General features: G+C 66.8%; 20 protein-coding genes. 9 read left to right on the top strand and 11 right to left on the bottom strand.

Annotated elements, in window-relative coordinates; translation table 11 throughout:
• Nucleotides 1-94 precede the first annotated feature (94 nt).
• From A6F65_RS05260 to A6F65_RS05230, 7 genes are all read right to left on the bottom strand, one after another.
• On the bottom strand, nucleotides 95-862 hold the full coding sequence (locus A6F65_RS05260; RefSeq protein ID WP_067786571.1) for a proteasome-type protease: 768 nt from the start codon (nucleotides 860-862) through the stop codon (nucleotides 95-97).
• Between the two features lie 38 nt (nucleotides 863-900).
• Complete coding sequence (locus tag A6F65_RS05255; protein ID WP_067786569.1) at nucleotides 901-1,719, bottom strand: transglutaminase family protein; 819 nt, start codon at nucleotides 1,717-1,719, stop codon at nucleotides 901-903.
• A gap of 14 nt (nucleotides 1,720-1,733) precedes the next feature.
• Nucleotides 1,734-2,678, bottom strand: coding sequence for an alpha-E domain-containing protein (locus A6F65_RS05250; protein WP_067786567.1), 945 nt, complete (start codon nucleotides 2,676-2,678; stop codon nucleotides 1,734-1,736).
• Between the two features lie 16 nt (nucleotides 2,679-2,694).
• On the bottom strand, nucleotides 2,695-4,125 hold the full coding sequence (locus tag A6F65_RS05245) for a circularly permuted type 2 ATP-grasp protein (RefSeq protein ID WP_067786565.1): 1,431 nt from the start codon (nucleotides 4,123-4,125) through the stop codon (nucleotides 2,695-2,697).
• Nucleotides 4,126-4,174: 49 nt separating this feature from the next.
• Nucleotides 4,175-4,870 carry an esterase/lipase family protein gene (locus A6F65_RS05240; RefSeq protein WP_083989593.1) on the bottom strand — a complete coding sequence of 232 codons (696 nt, stop codon included), beginning with the start codon at nucleotides 4,868-4,870 and terminating at the stop codon, nucleotides 4,175-4,177.
• A gap of 111 nt (nucleotides 4,871-4,981) precedes the next feature.
• On the bottom strand, nucleotides 4,982-5,521 hold the full coding sequence (locus tag A6F65_RS05235; RefSeq protein WP_067786563.1) for a DUF3617 domain-containing protein: 540 nt from the start codon (nucleotides 5,519-5,521) through the stop codon (nucleotides 4,982-4,984).
• Nucleotides 5,512-6,051: a DUF3617 domain-containing protein gene (locus A6F65_RS05230; protein ID WP_067786561.1), complete on the bottom strand. Its 540-nt coding sequence runs from the start codon at nucleotides 6,049-6,051 to the stop codon at nucleotides 5,512-5,514. Before A6F65_RS05230 ends, A6F65_RS05235 begins: the two co-directional genes overlap by 10 nt.
• Nucleotides 6,052-6,164: 113 nt before the next feature.
• On the opposite strand from A6F65_RS05230, the gene uvrB reads away from it, so the two are divergent.
• Both uvrB and A6F65_RS05220 read left to right on the top strand, forming a co-directional pair.
• On the top strand, nucleotides 6,165-8,360 hold the full coding sequence (gene uvrB, locus A6F65_RS05225; protein ID WP_067786560.1) for an excinuclease ABC subunit UvrB: 2,196 nt from the start codon (nucleotides 6,165-6,167) through the stop codon (nucleotides 8,358-8,360).
• 26 nt (nucleotides 8,361-8,386) lie between these two features.
• On the top strand, nucleotides 8,387-8,944 hold the full coding sequence (locus A6F65_RS05220; protein ID WP_067786558.1) for a hypothetical protein: 558 nt from the start codon (nucleotides 8,387-8,389) through the stop codon (nucleotides 8,942-8,944).
• On the opposite strand, the gene A6F65_RS05215 is transcribed toward A6F65_RS05220, so the two are convergent.
• Complete coding sequence (locus tag A6F65_RS05215) at nucleotides 8,917-10,998, bottom strand: protein-disulfide reductase DsbD family protein (protein WP_067790119.1); 2,082 nt, start codon at nucleotides 10,996-10,998, stop codon at nucleotides 8,917-8,919. The genes A6F65_RS05220 and A6F65_RS05215 overlap by 28 nt on opposite strands.
• A gap of 28 nt (nucleotides 10,999-11,026) precedes the next feature.
• Between A6F65_RS05215 and A6F65_RS05210 the strand changes: the two genes are divergently transcribed.
• Nucleotides 11,027-12,241, top strand: coding sequence for an FAD-dependent monooxygenase (locus tag A6F65_RS05210; RefSeq protein WP_083989591.1), 1,215 nt, complete (start codon nucleotides 11,027-11,029; stop codon nucleotides 12,239-12,241).
• A 12-nt stretch (nucleotides 12,242-12,253) separates the two neighbouring features.
• On the opposite strand, the gene A6F65_RS05205 is transcribed toward A6F65_RS05210, so the two are convergent.
• The 3 genes from A6F65_RS05205 to hemC are packed head-to-tail and all read right to left on the bottom strand — an operon-like array spanning nucleotide 12,254 to nucleotide 14,837.
• Complete coding sequence (locus A6F65_RS05205) at nucleotides 12,254-13,165, bottom strand: mitofilin family membrane protein (RefSeq protein WP_157093065.1); 912 nt, start codon at nucleotides 13,163-13,165, stop codon at nucleotides 12,254-12,256.
• Nucleotides 13,166-13,191: 26 nt separating this feature from the next.
• Nucleotides 13,192-13,899, bottom strand: coding sequence for a uroporphyrinogen-III synthase (locus tag A6F65_RS05200; protein WP_067786552.1), 708 nt, complete (start codon nucleotides 13,897-13,899; stop codon nucleotides 13,192-13,194).
• Nucleotides 13,896-14,837: a hydroxymethylbilane synthase gene (hemC, locus tag A6F65_RS05195; protein ID WP_083989252.1), complete on the bottom strand. Its 942-nt coding sequence runs from the start codon at nucleotides 14,835-14,837 to the stop codon at nucleotides 13,896-13,898. Before hemC ends, A6F65_RS05200 begins: the two co-directional genes overlap by 4 nt.
• A gap of 45 nt (nucleotides 14,838-14,882) precedes the next feature.
• Between hemC and tsaD the strand changes: the two genes are divergently transcribed.
• From tsaD to A6F65_RS05165, 6 genes are all read left to right on the top strand, one after another.
• Nucleotides 14,883-15,917, top strand: a complete 1,035-nt coding sequence (tsaD, locus tag A6F65_RS05190; RefSeq protein ID WP_067786548.1) for a tRNA (adenosine(37)-N6)-threonylcarbamoyltransferase complex transferase subunit TsaD — start codon at nucleotides 14,883-14,885, stop codon at nucleotides 15,915-15,917.
• Nucleotides 15,914-16,936, top strand: a complete 1,023-nt coding sequence (locus tag A6F65_RS05185) for an NAD(P)H-dependent glycerol-3-phosphate dehydrogenase (protein WP_067786547.1) — start codon at nucleotides 15,914-15,916, stop codon at nucleotides 16,934-16,936. The genes tsaD and A6F65_RS05185 overlap by 4 nt, the downstream gene beginning before the upstream one ends.
• Complete coding sequence (locus A6F65_RS05180) at nucleotides 16,933-18,510, top strand: lipopolysaccharide biosynthesis protein (protein WP_083989250.1); 1,578 nt, start codon at nucleotides 16,933-16,935, stop codon at nucleotides 18,508-18,510. Before A6F65_RS05185 ends, A6F65_RS05180 begins: the two co-directional genes overlap by 4 nt.
• Nucleotides 18,511-19,269: an OmpA family protein gene (locus A6F65_RS05175; RefSeq protein ID WP_237164892.1), complete on the top strand. Its 759-nt coding sequence runs from the start codon at nucleotides 18,511-18,513 to the stop codon at nucleotides 19,267-19,269. It abuts the gene before it with no gap.
• Between the two features lie 160 nt (nucleotides 19,270-19,429).
• Entirely contained in the window at nucleotides 19,430-20,044 is a 615-nt protein-coding gene (locus tag A6F65_RS05170) for a hypothetical protein (protein WP_067786544.1), read from the top strand.
• A gap of 89 nt (nucleotides 20,045-20,133) precedes the next feature.
• A complete protein-coding gene (locus A6F65_RS05165) occupies nucleotides 20,134-20,517 on the top strand; it encodes a response regulator (protein WP_067786542.1) in 384 nt (127 codons plus the stop codon).
• Nucleotides 20,518-20,576 lie beyond the last annotated feature (59 nt).

Here is a 20,576-nt window from a genome sequence, read left to right as displayed (position 1 = left end):
GCACAGGGAATGTCTCCAGATCGGAGGCATCACAGTCGCCGCGAAACGTAAAATGCCTAGCAAGAGGCGCGTAGGGATTGCCGTCTAGGTAGGATCACTTACCCGCGCTGTCCGGGTCGTAGTCCTGGAAGAAGCTGTAATCGGGCAGCGAATGGAAAGCAGTGCGCAGATATTCGCCCCAATTGCGCGAGATGGCATCGAAGTAAGGATCGCCATGCTCGATGCGCCGCTCGTGCGAGGGGGCAAATTCGTCGCGACCTATCACCATCAGGTCCAGCGGCAGGCCGACGGACAGATTTGCCTTCAGTGTGGAATCGAAGCTGACCATCAGCAGCTTGACCGCATCTTCGAAACTCATGTCCCGGTCATAGCCGCGAAGGATGATGGGGCGGCCGTACTTGGTCTCGCCGATCTGGAAGAAGGGCGTGTCCTGGCTGGCTTCGATGAAATTGCCTTCCGGGTAGATCATGAAAAGTCGCGGCTCCATGCCCTTGATCTGCCCTGCCAGGATGATGGAGGCGGTGAAGCGGCCCTTGCCGCGCACGCCGTTGGTTTCCTGGGTGTGGCGCACGGTTTCACGCAGCAGCTTGCCGGTTTCGATCGCGACCTGGAACATGGTCGGCAGGTCCATCAGCGAATTGGTCCGCTCGTCCGGTGCCTTGGTCCGTTCTTCAAGCTTGCTGATGACAGCCTGCGTCGTGGCAAGGTTGCCAGCGGTCATCACCGTGATGATGCGCTCACCCGGAACGGACCAGGTGAACATCTTGCGGAATACCGAAATATTGTCGACGCCCGAGTTCGTCCGGGTGTCGCTCATCAGCACCAGCCCTTTTTCGAGCGCTATGCCCACGCAATACGTCATGTCTCAGTATTCCCTCCGGGCGCCGCAGCGCCCAATTCCTATTGCTGGGTGGCGACCTGCTGTTCGACCGCGAGGTCCACTTCCAGGTCTTCTGCAACGCCGCCGAAGCTGATTCCGGTCACCGGCGCTGCATCGCGGTAATCACGGCCCGTTGCAACGCGAACATAACGCGGATCGGGGCTGATCTGGTTGGAAATGTCGAAGCCTACCCAGCCAAGCCCCTGAACATGCGCTTCCGCCCATGCGTGGGTGGCTTCCTGCTCGATCCGGTCATTCATCATCAGGTACCCGCTGACATAGCGCGCGGGGATTTCCAGTGCGCGGGCGCAGGCGATGAAGATGTGGGCGTGGTCCTGGCAGACACCCTGACCTGCCTCGATGGCCTCTTCTGCCGTGGTCGTGACCCCGGTCCGCCCGGTCTGGTAATCCACGCGCTCGCGGATCCGGGCAGACAGATTGTGCAGCGTGCTGACCATGCCGCCCTCGCTGCGCTCGACCGATGCGATCAGCGCGCGCACGCCGTCACCGGGCCGCGTCAGGTCGGTCGCGCCGAGGAAGGCCCAGAGCGGCAGGTGCCCGGCATGCTGGCCGATCACGCCGGCCTTGTCCTCCGTGTCGACCGTGCCCTCGCAGGTGACCACGACCTTCTTCGCGCCGCCATCCACGCTGACGAGCGAGACCGTGTTGTAATTCTGGTCCTCGTAGACCAGCTCCTCGCGCGCACCTTCGTATGTCATGCGCCAGTCCAGGACTTCCTGGCCCTGCGTGGCCTTGGGCGTCAGACGCAGGCGCTGCAGGCCGTGGGCCACGGGTTCGCTGAAGCGATAAGTGGTGGAATGTCTGATGGCGAGGCGCATGGGTGTCGGGCCTCCTAAGCCGCAAACCGGTAATCGACCGCAATAGCGTCCGAAATCCGGCGATTTGTGGCGAGGAAATCCAGGATGAACTGGTGCAGGCCGCGATCGAAGATCGCATCGATATCCTGCCCGAACAGCCTCATGTCGGCCTCGCGCATCAGCGCATGGGCCTCGCGCTCCTCACCGTGGAACTTGGCCAGTTCGGACATGTTCTCGCGGATCGCACCATAGCAGAAGGCCAGGCTGCGCGGGAAACGCGAATCCAGCACCAGGAAATCGGCAATGCTCTTGGCGCTCATCTGCCCGGCATTCAGCCAGCGATAGGCGCGCTCGCCCGAAAGGGACCGCAGGACGTTGTCCCACTGTCCCGTGTCCACCGCGCTGCCGATGTAGGATAGCGACGGCAGCAGGACGTAATATTTTACGTCCAGGATGCGGGCCGTGTTGTCGGCGCGCTCTATGAACGTGCCCATGCGCGCGAAGCTGTAGATCTGGTTGCGCATCATGGAGCCATGCGTGGCACCGCGTGCGATGGTGCTCTCACGCCGGATCGCGGCAAGCACGCGGCCAAGGTCACGCTCCTCAATCCGCTCGTCCAGCAGCTCGCACAAATTCATCCAGCCTTCGTTGACCGCTTCCCAAACCTCGCGCGTCAGCGACGTGCGCGAACCGCGCGCGTTGGTGCGCGCGCGTTCGAACATGGAAAGCACGCTTTCGGAATTGCTTGATGCGCGCAGCACGAAATCGCACACGTCGATATTGGTGTAATCGCCGCCCTGCGCCTCGTAGGCGGATTTCAGACCCAGCGTGGTGACGACGCTGCGCCACTCGCGGCTCGCCGCTTCGCTCTCGCGGGTCAGGGCCATGCGCAGGCCCGCTTCCAGCAGGCGCGCCGTGTTCTCGGCCCGCTCAAGGTAGCGGAACAGCCAGAATACGCCGCTTGCAGTCCGGCCTAACATGTCGCTTCCCCCGCCATCAGTCCGCCAGCACCCAGCTGTCCTTGGTGCCGCCTCCCTGGCTTGAGTTGACCACCAGCGATCCTTCTTCCAGCGCCACGCGCGTCAGGCCGCCGGGCGTGATGTCCACGCCGTTGGGGGACACGAGCACAAACGGCCGAAGGTCGACATGGCGCGGGGCCAGCCCGCTCTTGGTGTGGATCGGGCAGGTGGAAAGCGACAGCGTCGGCTGCGCGATATAATTGTCCGGGTTCGCCTTTATCTTGGCGCGGAATTCCTCGATCTTTTCCTTCGTGGAGGCCGGGCCGACGAGCATGCCGTACCCGCCGGAGCCGTGGACTTCCTTCACGACCAGGTCCGCCAGGTTTTCCAGCACATACTTGCGGCTGTCCGGATCGGCGCAGCGATAGGTTTCGACATTGGCCAGCAGCGGTTTCTCGCCGGTGTAAAACTCGACGATCTCCGGCATGAAGGAATAGATTGCCTTGTCATCCGCCACGCCCGTGCCCGGCGCGTTGGCGATGGTGATATTGCCCGCGCGATAGACATCGAAGATGCCCGGCACGCCCAGCACGCTGTCGGTGTTGAAGGTGAGCGGATCGAGGTAATCGTCGTCCACGCGGCGATAAAGCACGTCGATCGGCTCATAACCCTGCGTGGTCCGCATCTGGACCTTGCCACCGATCACGCGAAGATCGCTGCCTTCGACCAGCTCCGCGCCCATCTGGTCCGCCAGGAAGGCGTGCTCGTAATAGGCGGAGTTGTAGATGCCTGGCGTCAGCACGGCGATGCGCGGCGTGCTGCCGGCACCTTCCGGGGCGCAAGCGGCAAGGCTCTTGGCCAGGCGGCGCGGGTAATCGGCGACCGGCTGCACATTCACCCGGCTGAACAGCTCCGGGAACATGGCCATCATCGTCTCGCGGTTTTCCAGCATGTAGGAAACGCCGCTGGGTGTGCGTGCATTGTCTTCCAGCACAAGGAAATCGTCCGGGCCTGTGCGCACCAGGTCCACGCCCACGATGTGCGTATAGACGCCGCCCGGCGGGGTCATGCCCACCATCTGCGGCAGCCATGCGGCGTTCTGGCGGAACAGGCGTTCGGGCAGGCGGCCGCTGCGGATGATTTCCTGCCGGTGATACAGGTCGTGCATGAAAGCGTTTAGCGCGCGCACCCGCTGGTCGATCCCGCGGCTGAGCTTGCGCCATTCCGCGCCGCTGACAATGCGCGGGACCATGTCGAAGGGGATCAGGCGCTCCTCGGCATCGTCCTCGCCATAGACGTTGAAGGTGATGCCTGTGCGGCGGAACACGCTCTCCGCCTCGTAATGCTTCCGGTCCATCAGCCCGTCTTCCTGTTCGGAAAGCCAGCTGTGGTAATCGGCATAGGCCGGGCGCACGTTGCCATCGGCATCGCGCATTTCATCGAAAAACTGCTGTTGTTCGCCGCTCATCACGATCCCGGAGGCCGCGGGTCCTGCCCCGCCTACATTTCCCAAAGGTTCAGCTGGCGGAGAGTTCCGAAAGAACCGTGCGAATGGCCTCCTCGCCATTGGAAAAACCGATATGGGTGCAGCGAAGCGCGATGGCGCGGTCCCGCTCACCCGGCCAGCCAGCGGCACTGCGCGGAGAAATCACGCCGTCACGCGGGCTCCACAGGGCCACGGTCTCGACCGGCGGTTTCTCGGCAGAGTTCGTCTCGATGGGCGGCTCCTCCACCGAATGCCCGGCCACCATCTGGTAAAGCCGCCAGGCGTTGTTGGCATAGGGGCTGCCGGAAAAGGGCGTGCCCATGGTGATGACCTTTTGCACTGCAGCGGGATGCCGCTTGGCCACCTCGCGCGCGAAAATGCCGCCAAGGCTCCAGCCGACCAGCACCACCGGGCGGCCATAGCGCTCCGACACCTCGCACACGCGGCGGGCGACGAAATCGAAATTCTCCGCCGTGGCGCCGAAATTGAAGCCCAGCCCCCAGCGTTTGACCGTATGGCCCGCCCGCTCCAGCTGGCGCGCGAAATGGCGCATCTTCACCGGGTGAGTAAGGAAGCCCGGGATCATGATGACGACCTGCGGATCGCTTGCAGGCTCCACCGCCATCGCCGGGCGGGACAGGCGCGCCACCGAATCCGCCACGGCGCCCAGCTCCCGCCATAGCAGCGTTGCTGCAGGCCGCGCCGCATTGCCCGGGTCCCTTGCCATGGCCAGTGCAAAGCGGCGGCCAAGGTCCTTTGGAAAGGGCGACAGCTTGCCGAAATAGCCGCTGCGTTTGTCTATCTGCGGCGATTCATCCGGGGGCGCCGCCACCTGCAGTCAGCCCTGGCCGGTGGTGCATTCACCCACCCGTTCCATGGAGATGTCGATCGTCATTTGCGCCAGCCCGCCCGGTACGGCGTCCCCGCGCTGCTCGACCTCGACCACCAAATGAGCCCGGTCCTTTGCAGAGGTGCCGGACAGGCCCATTTCCGAAACGACCCCGCCCGTCCCCTTGCAGGAGAACTGGGCCGAGAGCTCGCTGTCATTGGCGACGAAGCGGCTGGCGGCGCATTCGCCGTCCTGCAGGCTTTCGATCAGCGGGTCGAAGCCGCGCTCGGCCTCCTCTGCGGTCAGGCAGATTTCGGTCGTCTCGGGCTGAGTCGTTTCCATCCGCTCGCGCGCGGCGGCGGCCTCCTGCGGGGTCGCATTGGGAATGGCATAAGCCAGCAGGGACGTGGTGGAGCGATAGAGGCCCGGCTCCTGCTTCGTCAGTTTCGCACCCTGTGCGCGGATTTCCTCCGCATCGGGGGCGTCCGGCGCACAGCCGGGCAGCAGGATTGCAGCGCCGGCAGCCGCCAGCAAATTCGTCAGACGCATTCGCCGGTCCGCTTCGATTCCGCTTGCATGGTAATGGCTACTTCCTGGCCGCCGACGTCCTGCTTGGTCGACATGCGCATGCTGGAGCCATCTGCGGCGTACGTCCCGCTCATGGTGAAGCGGCTTTCCTCGCCGCCCTCCATCACGCAGGCCATCTGCGCATCGACATTGCCACCCGACACGTCGATCGTGGTGAAGGTGCAGTCCGCTTCGGCCAGTTCCTGCAGCATCCGCTCCGGACCCTGCGCGGCCTCATCGGGTGTCAGGCAGAACGAATTGCCCTCCTCCAACGCCTGCGCCATCACATCGCGCATCTGCGCTTCCGCTTCACCATCGACGCCGGGGAAGTCGAATTCCACCAGCGAAAGGCTGGTCTGGTACTGGCCGGGCTGCAATTCGATCTGTTCGATTTGCTCGGCAACCTCAGCCTCGTCCATCGGGGCGCTTTCGCCTGCCGGATCGGAATCGCTGCCGCATGCAGCAAGCGACAAGGCCATCACGGTGGCGGCGGCTATCTGGAAATTGCGCATGGGGTTCTCCTGTCCCGGGTCCTGTGCCGCGCACGGTAACAAGCGGGCGGCGCAATGCCAACGCCGGTCAGGCCTGCATTGTCCTTCGCGCAACCCTCTCCCATATAGGCGCGATGGCAGAACTGGTTATCAGGCGCGGGCTGGAAGAGCCCGATACGACAGGCAACTTCACACCCCACAAGCCAGCGCGCCCGGAAAAGTCGCTGCCGGGCAAACGCTTCGAACTGGTGAGCGAATACCAGCCGGCCGGTGACCAGCCCACAGCCATCGCCGAACTCGTCGCCGCCGCGCGCGAGGGGGAGCAGACGCAGACCCTGCTGGGCGTGACTGGATCGGGCAAGACCTTCACCATGGCCAAGGTGATCGAGGAATTGCAGCGCCCGGCGCTGATCCTGGCGCCGAACAAGATCCTGGCCGCGCAGCTGTATGGCGAGTTCAAGAGTTTCTTCCCGAACAACGCCGTCGAGTATTTCGTCAGCTATTACGATTACTACCAGCCGGAGGCCTACGTCCCGCGCTCCGACACCTATATCGAGAAGGAATCCAGCGTAAACGAGGCCATCGACCGGATGCGCCACTCCGCCACGCGCGCCCTGCTGGAGCGGGACGATGTGCTGATCGTGGCCTCCGTTTCGTGCCTGTACGGCATCGGCTCGGTGGAAACCTATTCCGCCATGATCTTCGACATCAAGGCGGGCGACACGGTCGACCAGCGCGAGCTGATCCGCAAGCTGGTGGCGCTGCAATACAAGCGCAACGATGCCGCCTTTGCGCGCGGCAATTTCCGCGTGCGGGGCGACAATCTGGAGCTGTTCCCCAGCCATCTGGAAGACACCGCATGGCGCATCAGCTTCTTCGGGGACGATATCGAGGAGATCGCCGAATTCGATCCCCTGACCGGCAAGAAGGGACAGGTGCTGGAGAAGGTGCGCGTCTACGCCAACAGCCACTATGTCACGCCCGGGCCCACGATGAAGCAGGCCAGCCAGGCCATCAAGTTCGAGCTGGAGGAGCGGCTGAAAGAATTGCAGGCCGAGGGCCGCCTGCTGGAAGCCCAGCGGCTGGAACAGCGCACCAACTTCGACCTGGAAATGATTGCCGCCACGGGCAGCTGCAACGGGATCGAGAATTACAGCCGCTTCCTGACCGGCCGCCTGCCGGGCGAGCCGCCGCCCACGCTGTTCGAATATCTGCCCGAAAACGCGCTGCTGTTCGTGGACGAAAGCCACCAGACCGTGCCGCAGATCGGCGCGATGTCGAAGGGCGATCACCGCCGCAAGATCACGCTGGCCGAATACGGCTTCCGCCTGCCCAGCTGCATCGATAACCGCCCGCTGCGCTTCAATGAATGGGACGCAATGCGCCCGCAGACCTTCTGCGTGTCCGCCACGCCCGGCGGCTGGGAGCTGGAGCAGACCGGCGGCGTGTTCGCCGAACAGGTCATCCGCCCGACCGGCCTGATTGACCCGCCGGTGGAGGTAAAGCCGGTCGAGGACCAGGTGCAGGACTGCATCGAGGAGGCCAAGCAGGCCGCCGCGCGCGGATATCGCACGCTGGTTACCACGCTGACCAAGCGGATGGCGGAAGACCTGACCGAATTCATGCACGAACAGGGCGTGCGCGTACGCTATATGCACTCCGATGTGGAGACGCTGGAGCGTATCGAGCTGATCCGCGACCTGCGGTTGGGCGTGTACGACGTGCTGATCGGCATCAACCTGCTGCGCGAAGGCCTGGACATACCCGAATGCGGCCTCGTCGCCATCCTGGATGCGGACAAGGAAGGCTTCCTGCGCTCCGAAACCAGCCTGATCCAGACCATCGGCCGCGCCGCGCGCAATGTGGATGGCAAGGTCATCCTCTATGCGGACCGGATCACCGGCAGCATGGAACGCGCCATGGCGGAGACCGAGCGTCGCCGCGAAAAGCAGCGCGAATACAACGAGGAACACGGCATCACGCCGACCACGATCAAGCGCGCCATCGCCGATATCGTGGCCGACACCGCATCGCGCGACGGGGTGCTGATCGAAACCGGCGATGACGAGGTCAACAACCTCGTCGGGCATAATTTGCGCGCTTATATCGAGGACCTGGAAAAGCGCATGCGCAACGCCGCCGCCAATCTGGAATTCGAGGAAGCAGGCCGCCTGCGCGACGAGATCCGCCGGCTGGAGAATGACGAGCTCGGCCTGCCGGACCAGCAGAAAAAGGCCCCGATCGTGGGCCGCAGCAACGAAGGCAAGCCGGGCACGCGCAAGACCCGCTATGGCAAGACCCGCTACAAGAAGATGGGCGGCAAGCCGTGAGGGCAGGTGCGCTTTGCCTGCTGCCATTGCTCGCGGCCTGTGGGAATGGCGGCGATCCTGCTGCTGCCAGTTCCGAAGCAGCGGCGACACCCGCGCCTTACGAAACGCCTGTCATCCCCGACCATGAGGATGCAAGCTGGACCGTGTCGCCGGACGGGCAGGCCATCGTCTTCGGGCCGGATGCCGCAACGCCGCTGCTGACGCTCGATTGCCGGTTGAAGGGCGATCCGCCGCAACTGGCGATTATCCGGCACTATCCTGCCGACCCGGACGCGAAGGCGCTGTTTCCCGTCATCGGCAATGGCACAACCTCGCGCTTTATGCTCGATGCCACGCTGACCGAGGAAGGGCGCATCTGGGAAGGCACGCTGGCGGCGGACGACCCCGCGCTGGATGTCTTCACAGGTCCGCGCCCGATCGAGGCGACGCTACCGGGCGGCGGCACCCTGCGCATCGTGGGCAGCCGCGTCCCGGGCGAATTCGTTACCTGGTGCCGCGCGGGCGGCAAGGTGATGGAGGCAGAAGCGGATGAAAGCGGCGAAGCGCCCGAAACCGATCAGGAGCCGGTCGAAGACGCGTCCTGAGCCAGATCGACCAGCATGCCCTGCGTCAGCAGCTGCGGCAATTGCTCGCCCTCGCCGCCCGCCGGGTACCACATGTATAGCGGAATGCCGGCCACGCCCTGCGCCGTCAGGAAGCGCGTGATCTCCGGATCCTCGCGCGTCCAGTCGCCGCGCAGGACGATAACACCGGCATCCTCGAAGGCGTCGCGCACGCCCTCGCGCTCCAGCGCAGCAGCCTCATTCACCTTGCAGGTCACGCACCAGTCGGCGGTGAAATAGACGAAGACGGGCTGCCCTGATGCGCGCGCCTCCGCCAGCGCCCGGGCACTGAAAGGCTCGCTGTCGAGAATGGAATCGAGCGCCCCGGTCTGATGTGTCCGCGATGCCTGCACAGCCATGACAGACGCGCCGGCCATGATCGCAATCGCAACCAGAGCCAGCAGCGCCTTCCGCATGCGCCACGCGACCAGCGCGGCCACCACCGCAGCGGCAAGGACGAGCCCGAGCCCGGCGAAGACCGGGCCGCCAATGCGCCAGCTGAGCCACAGCAGCGCCAGCGCCGTCAGCCCCATCGGGATGGCGAGCACGCGGCGGAACGTCTCCATCCACGCACCGGGCCTGGGCAACATGCGCCGCAGCGCAGGCACGAAGCCCAGCAGCAGGAAAGGCAGCGCAAGGCCGAGCCCCAGCGCGCCGAAAAGGGCCAGCGCCTGCCACCAGGGCAGGACCAGCGCAGCGCCCAGCGCAGCCGCCATGAAGGGCCCGGTGCAAGGCGTCGCCACGAACGCCGCGAGCAGGCCGGTCGCAAAAGCGCCCTGCCCGCCTCCCGGCCGCGTCAGGGAAAGCGCAGGCAGTTCATATATTCCTGCCAGGTTGGCCGTTATGGCGACGGCGAGCGCCAGCAAGGCCAGCACGATGCCGGGGGATTGCAACTGGAAGGCCCAGCCGATCTCGCTGCCGCCCGCGCGCAGGGCCAGCAGCAGCGTGCCGAGGCCGAGGCAGGCCAGCACGACGCCCGCGGTGTAAGCCAGCCCCTCGCGCTGCGCCTCAGCCTCGCTACCGCCCGCCTTGGCAAGCGACAGCGCCTTCAGGCTGAGGATCGGGAAAACGCACGGCATGACGTTTAGCAGCAACCCGCCCAGCAGCGCCCCGCCGATCAGCAGCCACAGGGGCGCGGTGAGGTCGCCGCCCGGACCAGCGATCGGAGTGCCGCCGGTGGGGACATCTCCCGGCACAGCGGTGAAGCGGAAGCCGAAATCGCCGAAGGAGAATATGCCGGTGACCTGGCCGATGTCCTGCGGCGCGCCCTTGCGCGGGATTTCGGCCACGATCGTATCGCCAACCCGGCTGAAGCGCTGCGGCGCGGCATAGTCCACAAGCTCCCCTTCCTGCACGAAGACATGCGGGGCGGCCGGGTCCATGGCTGCGGGCAGCGGGATGGCGAGCCGCAGGGCAGTCGGCGTCCAGGCAAAGCGCGCCTCGCTCGCCAGCATGGGCGGGATGGCGGCGCGCCAGCGTTCGAATTGCGCATCGGGCGTACCGGATGGGCCCACCACGGCAATCGCCCGCAGAGTGGCGCGCTGCGGCACGCACAGGCTGGCGCTGCAGGTCAGCCAGCGGCCGAAGACCTCCACCGGATAACTGCCCGGAGGCGTCCCCGGAGGAACCGAAAGCGGCACGATCAGCGCGTGCTCGCCTTCGAAGACGTGGTTCATCAGGCCGCCGGTTACGTATGTCTGCGGCACGGGGAAGGCAGGCTCGCCCGCGCTCCACCCGGCGGGCAGCGTCCAGACCAGCTCTATACCCTGCCCGGCATCGCCCGGATTGCTCCAATAGCCGTGCCAGCCTTCGTCCGGCACGAAGACGAGCGCGGCGTCCAGCGTGCCGCCGGCAGGCTGCGGATTGTCCAGCACCAGCCGGGCCGTGCCGCGGTCCACCATGTCCGCCGGGCGCCCTTCCGCTGCATCCTGCGCCATGCCGGGCGTCCACACCAGCAGCAGCATCGCGGCGGCCAGCAGGGCCAGCAGGCCCCGCGCACAAAGCGCCTGCCAAGTTGCGAACGTCCTTGCCTGCATGGTGTGCATCGCCCTAAAGCTGGCGGCCATGGCGGACAAGCGCGATCTCCTCATCATCGGCGGCGGACTGGTCGGGATGACCCTGGCCCTGACGGCCGCGAAAAAGGGTTTCTCCAGCCACGTGGTGGACCGGGCCGATCCCGCTTCGCAAATGGCCGACGGCTTCGATGGCCGCGCCAGCGCCATCTCCACGGCCAGCTGGCGCCTGTTCCGCAACATCGGCCTGGACGAAACGCTGGAGCCGAAGGGTTGCGAGATCCGCAGCATCGCGGTGACGGACGGCATGAAGCCGGGCCGCATCGACTTCACGCCCGAAGCGCATGAAGGCACGCTGGGGCGCATGTTCGCCAACCGTGTGCTGCGCCAGGCCCTGTTCGAGGCAGCCGAGGCCGAGGACGCCATCGCATGGCATCCGCGCGCCGAAGTCACCGCGCGTGACCGCAGCCCGCACGGCGTATCTGCCACGCTGGCCGACGGCACGAAGCTGGAAGCCGCGCTGATGATCGCAGCCGAGGGGCGCGGCAGCCCCACGCGCGACAATGCCGGCATCACCATCGCCAAGTGGGATTACAGCCACCGCGCCATCATCGCGGGCCTCTCGCACGAGCGTCCGCATGACGGGACGGCGTGGGAAATCTTCTATTCCGACGGCCCCTTCGCCCTGCTGCCCCTGCTGGACGACGAAGACGGCACGCATCGCAGCGCGCTGGTCTGGACTGTATCCGAAAGCGATGCGGCAGGCGTGCTGAAGCTGGGCGAGCGCGCCTTTGCGGCCGAAGTGGCCAAGCGCATGCATGGCGTGTTTGGCGCGGTCGAGGTCACCTCGGCGCGCAGCTCCTATCCGCTCGGCTTCCACCATACGGCCAAGATTACGGGCGACCGGCTGGCGCTGGTGGGCGACGCGGCGCACGGCATCCACCCGATTGCAGGGCAAGGCCTGAACCTTGGCCTGCGCGATGTGGGTGCATTGGTCGAAGTGCTGTCCGACGGCCGCCGCATCGGGCTGGAGCCGGGCGATGCGCAATTGCTGGACCGTTACGAGAAATGGCGCGGGCTGGATGCATTCAGCGTGGCACTGGCAACCGACGGGCTGACCCGCATCTTCGGTATTCCCGGGCGCGTGCCATCGGCCATCCGGCGGCTGGGCATGGGCGCGATCCAGCGCACGCCGCGCCTGAAAAGCTGGTTCATGGATGAAGCGCGCGGCGTGACCGGCGATGTGCCAGAGCTGCTGAAAGCTTGAACTGAGTCGGCCTCAGCTGCGCGGCAGGGTCTGCGCGGCGCCCGGCGTTTCCACCTCTTCGCCGCTGCCATCCTTCAGCCCGCGCGTTTCCAGCACGGCTGCCGTTTCGATCACGTCCAGCGCCTGCTGCACACGCCCATAGCGCCCGGCATCGGAAATCCAGTCTGCCGCCGCCACGGCATTGGGCAGGGCCTTCACCTCAGCCACCGCCTTATCAACATCGCCCACTTCCAGATACATGCGCGCCCGCTCCAGCCGGCGCTGCGGCAGCGGTGAGGGCGTATCCTCGCTGCGGATCCTGAAGAGCGAGCCCATCTCGCGCGAAAGCCAGGGGAACACGCCCTCATCGCCCGGCGATTCCTGCAGGGCGGCGGAAAGGCTGTCCAGACGGGTCAGAAGGTCGGTCTTGGTGACCGGGTCCTGCTCGAAATCCAGGATGGCCTGCACGGCATTGGGCTTGCTCTCACCAAAGCGCAGGCGAAGCTGGTCGGCGAGGTAGCCGAGCGGTGCGCCGCGATCGAGCGCGCGGCGGGTGGCAAAGGCGATCAGCAGCCCCTCCGCGCGCGCGGCATTGCCGGCGGCAGCTTCTGCCCGAAGGTCCAGGCTGGACAGGCGCTGCTCCAGCGCGGCGAGCCGCTGGTCCAGTCCGCCCTGCTGGGTGATGACGTTCTCGACCAGCGCATCGTCCGTGGCGCCGGTCCGGGCAGGCAGCGTCGCAGCCGCAGCGGGCGACATGCCATCGCTGCGCACGCGGAAGATCGTGCCATCGCCGAAATGATCGGAATCCCATGTCATCACGCCGATGGCGACAGCGCCGAGCAAGAAGCTGCCCAGCGCGACCAGCGTCATCAGGCGCGCGGTCCCGGCTGGGCCACGTTCACGGGCGGCACTCGGCCGCGCACTGCTGGCGGAATACATGTCCATACTTCTCTCGCGACCCCTGGCTGCCGTTATGACAGCGGCGCGTTTAGGCCCGATGAATGGCACATTTGCGCCACCAGCGCCAACAAAGCCTGATCCGAAGGTGTGGATGCGATCGCGACTTCGGCCCAGCCCGGTCCAGCCGCCTGCGCAATCCGCTGGCCCAGCGCGGCGATGCGCACATCCCCGCGCCGGCCGCCGATCCGCTCGAGCTGATCGGCGAAATGGCTGGCAGCGCGAGCCGAATGCAGCATCACCACCGGATTCTCACCCATCCTGCCTGCGGCGTCATCCGGCAAGGACAGCGCGCGGCTGCGATAGACGACCGCCTCCTTCATGCTGACGCCGTCCGGCAGGTCCAGCGGGACGCGGTCCTCGCCGGCCAGCCGCAACAGTCGCCGCGCTTCTGCGGCTTGGCTGTCCAGCACGCCCTGCAATCCGCCCTGCCCGGTCGCCTCCACCGCGAAGCCCGCGTCTTCGGCTGCCTGCGCCGTTGCCTTACCCACGGCGAGGACCGGAAGGCCCGTCAGCACGCCAAGTCCCTCGCCGCCATGGCGAAAGGCATTCGCGCTGCCTGCGAGCACGGCATCGAAGGCCGCCGGCTCCGGGACATCCCAGGCGACGGGCTCCACAGCGAACAACGGCAGCGCGGTAATCTCCAGTCTCAGCTCCCGGCCCGCCGCCACGCTGGCCGCGCATCCCGGCTCCGGACGAATGCAGAGGATGCTGCCGGTCACGGTTCGCCCCCGAACAGGGCGCGGATTGCAGGCGTGGCGCGTGCGAGCAGGTCGCGGCCCAGCGCACGCGGCGCGTCTAGGTCGCCAGCTGCAAAGCGTGCCTCGCCCTCTGTCCGGTCCGCACCATCCGCGCTGTAAATCGCGGCCCGCATGGCCAGCGCGTCACCATCCTGCTCGCACAGCACGGCGATGGGGCTGTGGCAGGTGCCGCCAAGCGCCTCCAGCAGGGCGCGTTCCGCCAGCACTTCGGCCCGCGTGGCAGCGTGATCGATTGCCGACAGGAGGGCGCGCACCTCCTGGTCATCGCTGCGGCATTCCACGGCAATCGCACCTTGCGATGGCGCGGGCAGCCAGTCCTGCGCATCAAGGGGCGTGCCGACACCGCTCTCGCCCAGCCGCTCCAGCCCGGCGGCGGCGAGGAAGGTTGCATCAGCCTCTCCCGAAGCCAGCTTGGCCATGCGGGTCGCCACATTGCCGCGAAAGGTCACGACCTTGCAGTCCGGCCTTGCATGCAGCAGCTGCGCGGCGCGGCGCGGTGCGCTCGTCCCGACCACTGCGCCCTGCGGGATGGCCCGGATGGAGGCTGCGCCCAGCAGCCGGTCGCGCCGGTCGGCCCGCTCCAGTATCGCTCCGAGCGTGAACTGCTCGGGCCGCAAGGTCTCGACATCCTTCAGCGAATGCACGCTGGCGTCGATCTCGCCGGCTGCCAGCCAGGCATCCAGCTCTTTCGTCCACAGCGCCTTGCCGCCGATTTCGGCCAGCGGACGGTCCTGGATCTTGTCGCCGCTGGCCACCACGGGGACCAGCTCCACGGCCCCTTCCGCCCAGCCATGCGCGGCGCACAGGCGGTTGGCGGTCTCGCGCGCCTGCGCCATCGCCAGCGGGCTCTGCCGGGTCCCAAGGCGCAGGACGGGGTGGTTGCGGGGTATATCGGCCATGTTCGCGGCTTGCCCTAACGGCGCTTTTTGTCCAGTGGAACCCTCATGCCAATAGTGCTCGGGATCGAGAGTTCATGCGATGAAACCGCCGCCGCCCTCGTGGACGGCGATCGGCGTGTGCTGGCCCAGCGTATTGCCAGCCAGGACGATCACCATGCGCCCTATGGCGGCGTGGTGCCCGAAATCGCCGCCCGCGCCCATGCGGAGCGGCTCGCGCCGCTGGTGCAGGCCGTGCTGGACGATGCGGGCAAGGAACTGGCCGATTGCGACGCGATTGCCGCGACGGCAGGCCCCGGCCTGATCGGCGGCGTGATGGTGGGGCTGGTGACGGCCAAGGCGCTGGCCATGGCGAGCGACGTGCCGCTGCTGGCCATCAACCATCTGGAAGGCCACGCGCTCAGCCCGCGCCTGGCGGACGCGAAGCTCGACTTTCCATACGCCCTGCTGCTGGTGAGCGGCGGACATTGCCAGATCCTGCGCGTCGGCGGGGTCGGCCAGTACACCCGTCTTGCTACCACGATCGACGATGCGCTGGGCGAGGCTTACGACAAGACCGCCAAGATCCTGGGCCTCGGCTTCCCGGGCGGCCCGGCGGTGGAGAAGCTGGCGCGCGAGGGCGATCCGCACGCCGTTCCCCTCCCCCGACCGTTGAAGGGCAGCGCGGAGCCGCATTTCAGCTTTGCTGGCCTGAAGAGCGCCGTAATGCGCGCGCACCAGTCCGGCGAGCACGCGGCGGCGGACATTGCCGCCAGTTTCCAGCAGGCCGCAGTCGACTGCCTGATAGACCGGATGACGCGGGCGCTGGACACGATGGAGCCTGTCACCGCGCTGGTGGTGGCCGGCGGCGTGGCGGCAAACGCCACGGTTCGCGGGGCGCTGGAAGGGCTGGCCGAGAAAAACGGCCTCGATTTTGTCGCCCCGCCCTTGGCGCTGTGCACGGACAATGCGGCGATGATCGCATGGGCCGGGATCGAGCGCCTGCCGCTGGGCGAATTCGCGCCGCTGGACGTATCCGCACGCCCGCGTTGGCCACTGGACCCGGATGCGGAAGCGGTGCGCGGAGCAGGGGTAAAGGCATGACCGACGAACGGCGCAACCGGGACCGCGAAGGCCGCACCGTCGGCGTGATCGGCGCAGGCGCGTGGGGCACGGCGCTGGCGCAGATGCTGGCGAGCGACGGCCGCGATGTGCTGCTGTGGGCGTTCGAGCCCGAAGTGGTCGAGCAGGTCAATTCGGCGCATCGCAACGCGACATTCCTGCCCTCGGCCGAACTTTCGCCATCGATCAAGGCCACCGGCAACCTAGAAGACCTCGCCGCGCTGGACATCGCCCTGGTGGTAACGCCCGCACAGCTGATCCGCCGCGTCCTGGGATCGATGGAGGGCACGCCGCGCGACCTCGTAATCTGTTCCAAGGGCATAGAGGCCGGGACGCTGCTGCCTGCCAATGACGTGGTCAGCGAGGTCAAGCCGGACGCCGAAGTGGCCGTCCTGTCCGGCCCCACATTCGCGCATGAGGTTGCCGCAGGACTGCCCACCGCCGTCACGCTGGCCTGCGGCGGCGCAGAGGAGCAGTGGCAGCGCCTCGCCCCCGCGATCGCCCGCCCGGCCTTCCGCCCCTATTACAGCGACGATGTTGCCGGTGCGGAAATCGGCGGCGCGGTGAAAAACGTGCTCGCCATCGCCTGCGGCGTGGTGGACGGTCTGGGTCTTGGCCAGAACGCCCGCGCCGCCCTAATCGCGCGCGGCTATGCGGAAATGACGCGCTTCGGCCTGGCGCTGGGCGCGCGCTCCGAAACGCTGGCCGGCCTGTGCGGCATGGGCGACCTCGTCCTCACCTGCTCCAGCACGGCCAGCCGCAATTTCTCGCTCGGCAAGGCGCTGGGCGAAGGGCAATCGCCTGCCGACCTGCTGAGCAACCGCGTGACCGTGGCCGAGGGCGCGCACACCTGCCCTGTGCTAAATGAACTGGCGGCCAGGCACGGCGTGGAAATGCCCATCGCCGCTGCCGTGGCGCAGCTGCTGGACGGCGCCCCTGCGCGCGATGTCGTCTCCGACTTGCTGGCCCGCCCGCTCAAGCCAGAAGGGGCGCAGAGGTGAGCACGCAGCCCCCGGCCCAGCCGCCCGGTGCGCCCGCAGCGCCCGGAAATGGCACTGACAATGGCGAGGATATCGCCACGCTGGCCAAGGGTGGCCGCACGAATTTCTTCGGCTTCCTGCTGCGGCTGGCTGCGCGCCTGCCCTTCCTGTTCATCGCGGGCCGGCTTTACGGGCCAGAGAACCTTGGCCGCTTCGCCAGCGCGCTGGTGGTGGTCGAACTCATCGCGCTCGTCTGCGCGCTCGGCGAAAAGCGCGGCCTTGCCCAGCGGCTGAGCGAGGCGGAGGATGTGCGCCCGGCAAATACCGTGTTCGACGGCATCCTGCTGACCACGGTCCTCTCCGTCCTCGCAGCATTGTTCTTCTGGGCCGTGCCTGCACCCATGTTCCCCAACGGCATGAACGGCCCGCTGGATATCTGGCTTGTCACGGGCATTCCGGCGTTTGCGCTGACGGAGATCCTGCTGGCCGCGCAGGCCTGCCGCCACGATATCGGCACCACCGTGCGCAGCCGCGCCATCGTGGAGCCGTGGACCATCTCCATCATGGCAGGCGTACTGTATTACATCGTGCCCGATAGCGGGCTAGCGCTGGCTTACATCGCCTCGGTCTATGCCGGGCTGATCGTGGCCGTGATCCCCTTCCTGCGCGATTATGGCTTGCCCCGGGGTTGGCGGCCGCATCCTGTCGCGCTGTGGAAGCAGGCGAGCCGCGCCTTCCCGCTGGCCACTGCCGACGCGGTGGAATGGGGCACAAGGCGCGTCGACATCTTCATATTGGGCCTGTTCGCATCGCCCGTCGCGGTGGGCATCTATTATGTCGCCCAGCAGGTCGCCAGCCTGCCGCAGAAGCTGAAGACGAGCTTCGAGCCGATCCTCGGCCCGGTCATCACCAAGAACCTGAAGACGAAGAATTACCAGGCCATCGCCAAGCAGGTCAGCCAGGTGGGCTTCTGGATCATCGCCGCGCAGGCCGGCATCGGGCTGGCGCTGCTGCTGCCGGGCGAGGCGGTGATGCGTCTGGTGGGTCCGGACTTCGTAGGCGGCACGGGCGCGCTGACATTCCTGCTGACGGCGGAAGTCGTGGCGGCCACCGCCGTCGTGTCCGAAGCCGTGCTGGTTTACATCGCCCGCAAACGGAATCTGGCCCTTTCGCTTGGGACAATCGCCTTTCAGGTGGTCCTGACGATCGGGCTGATCAAACTGGTCGAACACCTCGGGTATGACGAGGGATACAAGGCGGCCGCTGCGGCCATCGCCCTGATGGTGGCGCTGGGCACGGCATCCTTCGTGAAGGCGCGCCTGCTGGCTCGCCTGCTGGAAGCGCCAATCAACAACTTCCGCTGGGCGCTGGTCTGGGCAGCGGCTCCCGCTGGCCTGGTGGGCTGGATCGTCACCCAGTTCCCGGACTGGTTCGAGCTGACCATCGGCATCCCGGCCATCCTGGTAGCTTACGGCATCGTCATCTGGAAACGCGGCTTCGGGCCGGAAGACCGCGTGCTGTTTCGCAAGGGGAACACGCCGGACAAGGACCTGCCCGAAGACCCGGTTGCCAGCACACCTTCGGAGGTGCGGTAGATGCGCGCGATAACCCATTTCCTGCAGCGCCCGACGCTGGCGCTAGCCCTGGGCGTGTTCGCCGTTTTCATGCTCGCCATTCTCGGCGGGAGGCTGACCGGCGCGCCCATTGCGGCAGCGCTTGAGGAGGAGGCCGCACGCGCCATCGCGGCAGTGGACGGCACGCCCGTGAAGGCCGAGTTTGCCTCCCCCAATGGCCTGCCCTCGCGCCACCCGCGTCTGACGGGCGGCGAAGACCTGGCCGAGAGCAAGCGCGCGGAGATTGCCCGCGCCGTGGCGGCCGTGCATGGCGTCGGCGGCCCGGTATGGGCGGACGGGACGATGCAGGCCGAAAGCAGCGTGCCGCAAGTCGATCCGCTGCATTGCCAGGACGATGTGCAGGCACTGCTGCGCGCACGCTCCCTGCGGTTCGAGGAAGGCAGCGCCCGTATCGACGAAGGCAGTAGCGCGCTGGTGGCCGAAGTCGCCGATGCGCTGCGGCCCTGCCTAGGCGCGATCATCGCCATCACCGGGCATACGGACAGCTCCGGGCCTGAGCCGGGCAACCTTGCCCTGTCGCGCGAACGGGCCGACGCCGTGCGGCAGGCGCTGATCGCGCGCGGCATCCCGGCCGACGGCTTGCGCGCCCGCGGTGTCGGCTCGCGCGAGCCCGTGCCGGACCTGCCGCCGCAGGACCCGGCCAACCGCCGCATAGAATTTCGCGTTGTGGCGACCAATCCCATCGTGCCCACACCCGTAGATACGCCCGGCCCGCGCTGAGCGCATAACGGGGCTTGGCGCGGCGGCACGCTTTACCTAGGAACATTGCGCAATGCCCATCTGGCTCGAACTGTTCGTGATACTCCTGCTCGCCTTCGTGGCGGGCCTCGCGATCGGCTGGGCCATCTGGGGCCGGGGTAGCCTGTAGGGGAACGAGGCAATGGAACAGATCCTGATGGAAAACTGGTGGCTGGTGGTCATCGCACTGGTCATCGGCCTGCTGGTCGCTTGGTGGATTTTCGCCGCGACGCGCAAGACGACTGTCGAGAGGCAGGACGAAGACGGGGGCAAGGACGGCGGCGAAGCAGCACCTGCCAAGCGCAACCAGGCGCTGATCGATGCGCCATCGGCCATGTCGGTCCAGCCCACCGTTCCGCCCGCCACCCCCGCCGGCCTTGCCGGGGCGGGAACAGCCGTGGCCGCAGCGGCGGACGAGGCCGCGCGCGAGGCCCAAATGGCAGAGGCCGAGGCAGAACCTGCGCCCGCTGCAACACCCGAACCCACACCTGCGCCAGCGCCCGCGCCAACCGCGGCAGCGTCGGACGATCTCAAGCGCATCAAGGGCGTAGGCCCGAAACTGGAAACCATGCTCAAGGACATGGGCGTCACCAGCTACGCGCAGATTGCCGCCTGGGACGATGCGGAGATCGACCGGATCGACAGCCAGCTCGGCCGCTTCGAGGGGCGCATCCGCCGCGACAATTGGACGGAGCAGGCACGCTTCCTGGCCGCCGGTGACGAGGCAGGCTTTTCCGGCAAGTTCGGCAACGGCTGAGCCAGCTTGATATTAGTTGGGAACGCTCCCGCGCGATGCCCGTTGACTCCCCTGCCCACGCGACCGGGCGAGACAGACGGGGACCTGACATGGCAAGCCAAGCGGCAACCGGCGAACAGCCGAACGTTCTTATCGTGGAGGACGAGTTCATCGTCGCCCTCGACTTGTCCGAAACCGTTCGCGACCTCGGCTACAAGGTCGAAGGGCCCTTCGCCAACAAGGACCACGCCTTCATCGCCATCGACCAGCGCATGCCGGACATTGCGATCCTGGACGTGCAGACTGCCGATGGCGAGGTGTATCCGCTGGCCGATGCGCTCAGTGAGGCAGGTGTCCCGCTGGTATTCCACAGCGGCCATGCCACGCCCGAGGAACTGCGCGAACGCTATCCCGATGCCATCGCCTGCAGCAAGCCATGCCCGCCCGACCAGCTGATCGGCATGCTGGCCCGCGCCAAGGAAGGCGCGCACTGAGCAAGCAGCCCGCTCTGGGCTTTTCCGTCGACACATTGCTGCCCTTCGCCCGTGAGGGC

Source organism: Paraurantiacibacter namhicola (assembly GCF_001687545.1).
Classification (GTDB): Bacteria; Pseudomonadota; Alphaproteobacteria; order Sphingomonadales; family Sphingomonadaceae; genus Paraurantiacibacter; species Paraurantiacibacter namhicola.
This window is presented reverse-complemented; position numbering and strand designations above follow the sequence as displayed.

Bases quoted from the DNA above. Each gene is read 5' to 3' on its own strand.
- A6F65_RS05170 (WP_067786544.1), top strand. From the start codon at position 19,430: ATGGAACAGATCCTGATGGAAAACTGGTGGCTGGTGGTCATCGCACTG.
- A6F65_RS05260 (WP_067786571.1), bottom strand. From the start codon at position 862: ATGACGTATTGCGTGGGCATAGCGCTCGAAAAAGGGCTGGTGCTGATG.
- A6F65_RS05250 (WP_067786567.1), bottom strand. From the start codon at position 2,678: ATGTTAGGCCGGACTGCAAGCGGCGTATTCTGGCTGTTCCGCTACCTT.
- A6F65_RS05235 (WP_067786563.1), bottom strand. From the start codon at position 5,521: ATGCGTCTGACGAATTTGCTGGCGGCTGCCGGCGCTGCAATCCTGCTG.
- hemC (WP_083989252.1), bottom strand. From the start codon at position 14,837: ATGGCCGATATACCCCGCAACCACCCCGTCCTGCGCCTTGGGACCCGG.
- A6F65_RS05205 (WP_157093065.1), bottom strand. From the start codon at position 13,165: ATGGACATGTATTCCGCCAGCAGTGCGCGGCCGAGTGCCGCCCGTGAA.
- A6F65_RS05210 (WP_083989591.1), top strand. From the start codon at position 11,027: ATGGCGGACAAGCGCGATCTCCTCATCATCGGCGGCGGACTGGTCGGG.
- A6F65_RS05165 (WP_067786542.1), top strand. From the start codon at position 20,134: ATGGCAAGCCAAGCGGCAACCGGCGAACAGCCGAACGTTCTTATCGTG.
- A6F65_RS05185 (WP_067786547.1), top strand. From the start codon at position 15,914: ATGACCGACGAACGGCGCAACCGGGACCGCGAAGGCCGCACCGTCGGC.
- tsaD (WP_067786548.1), top strand. From the start codon at position 14,883: ATGCCAATAGTGCTCGGGATCGAGAGTTCATGCGATGAAACCGCCGCC.
- A6F65_RS05175 (WP_237164892.1), top strand. From the start codon at position 18,511: ATGCGCGCGATAACCCATTTCCTGCAGCGCCCGACGCTGGCGCTAGCC.
- A6F65_RS05230 (WP_067786561.1), bottom strand. From the start codon at position 6,051: ATGCGCAATTTCCAGATAGCCGCCGCCACCGTGATGGCCTTGTCGCTT.
- A6F65_RS05215 (WP_067790119.1), bottom strand. From the start codon at position 10,998: ATGCAGGCAAGGACGTTCGCAACTTGGCAGGCGCTTTGTGCGCGGGGC.
- A6F65_RS05240 (WP_083989593.1), bottom strand. From the start codon at position 4,870: ATGGCAAGGGACCCGGGCAATGCGGCGCGGCCTGCAGCAACGCTGCTA.
- A6F65_RS05255 (WP_067786569.1), bottom strand. From the start codon at position 1,719: ATGCGCCTCGCCATCAGACATTCCACCACTTATCGCTTCAGCGAACCC.
- uvrB (WP_067786560.1), top strand. From the start codon at position 6,165: ATGGCAGAACTGGTTATCAGGCGCGGGCTGGAAGAGCCCGATACGACA.
- A6F65_RS05245 (WP_067786565.1), bottom strand. From the start codon at position 4,125: ATGAGCGGCGAACAACAGCAGTTTTTCGATGAAATGCGCGATGCCGAT.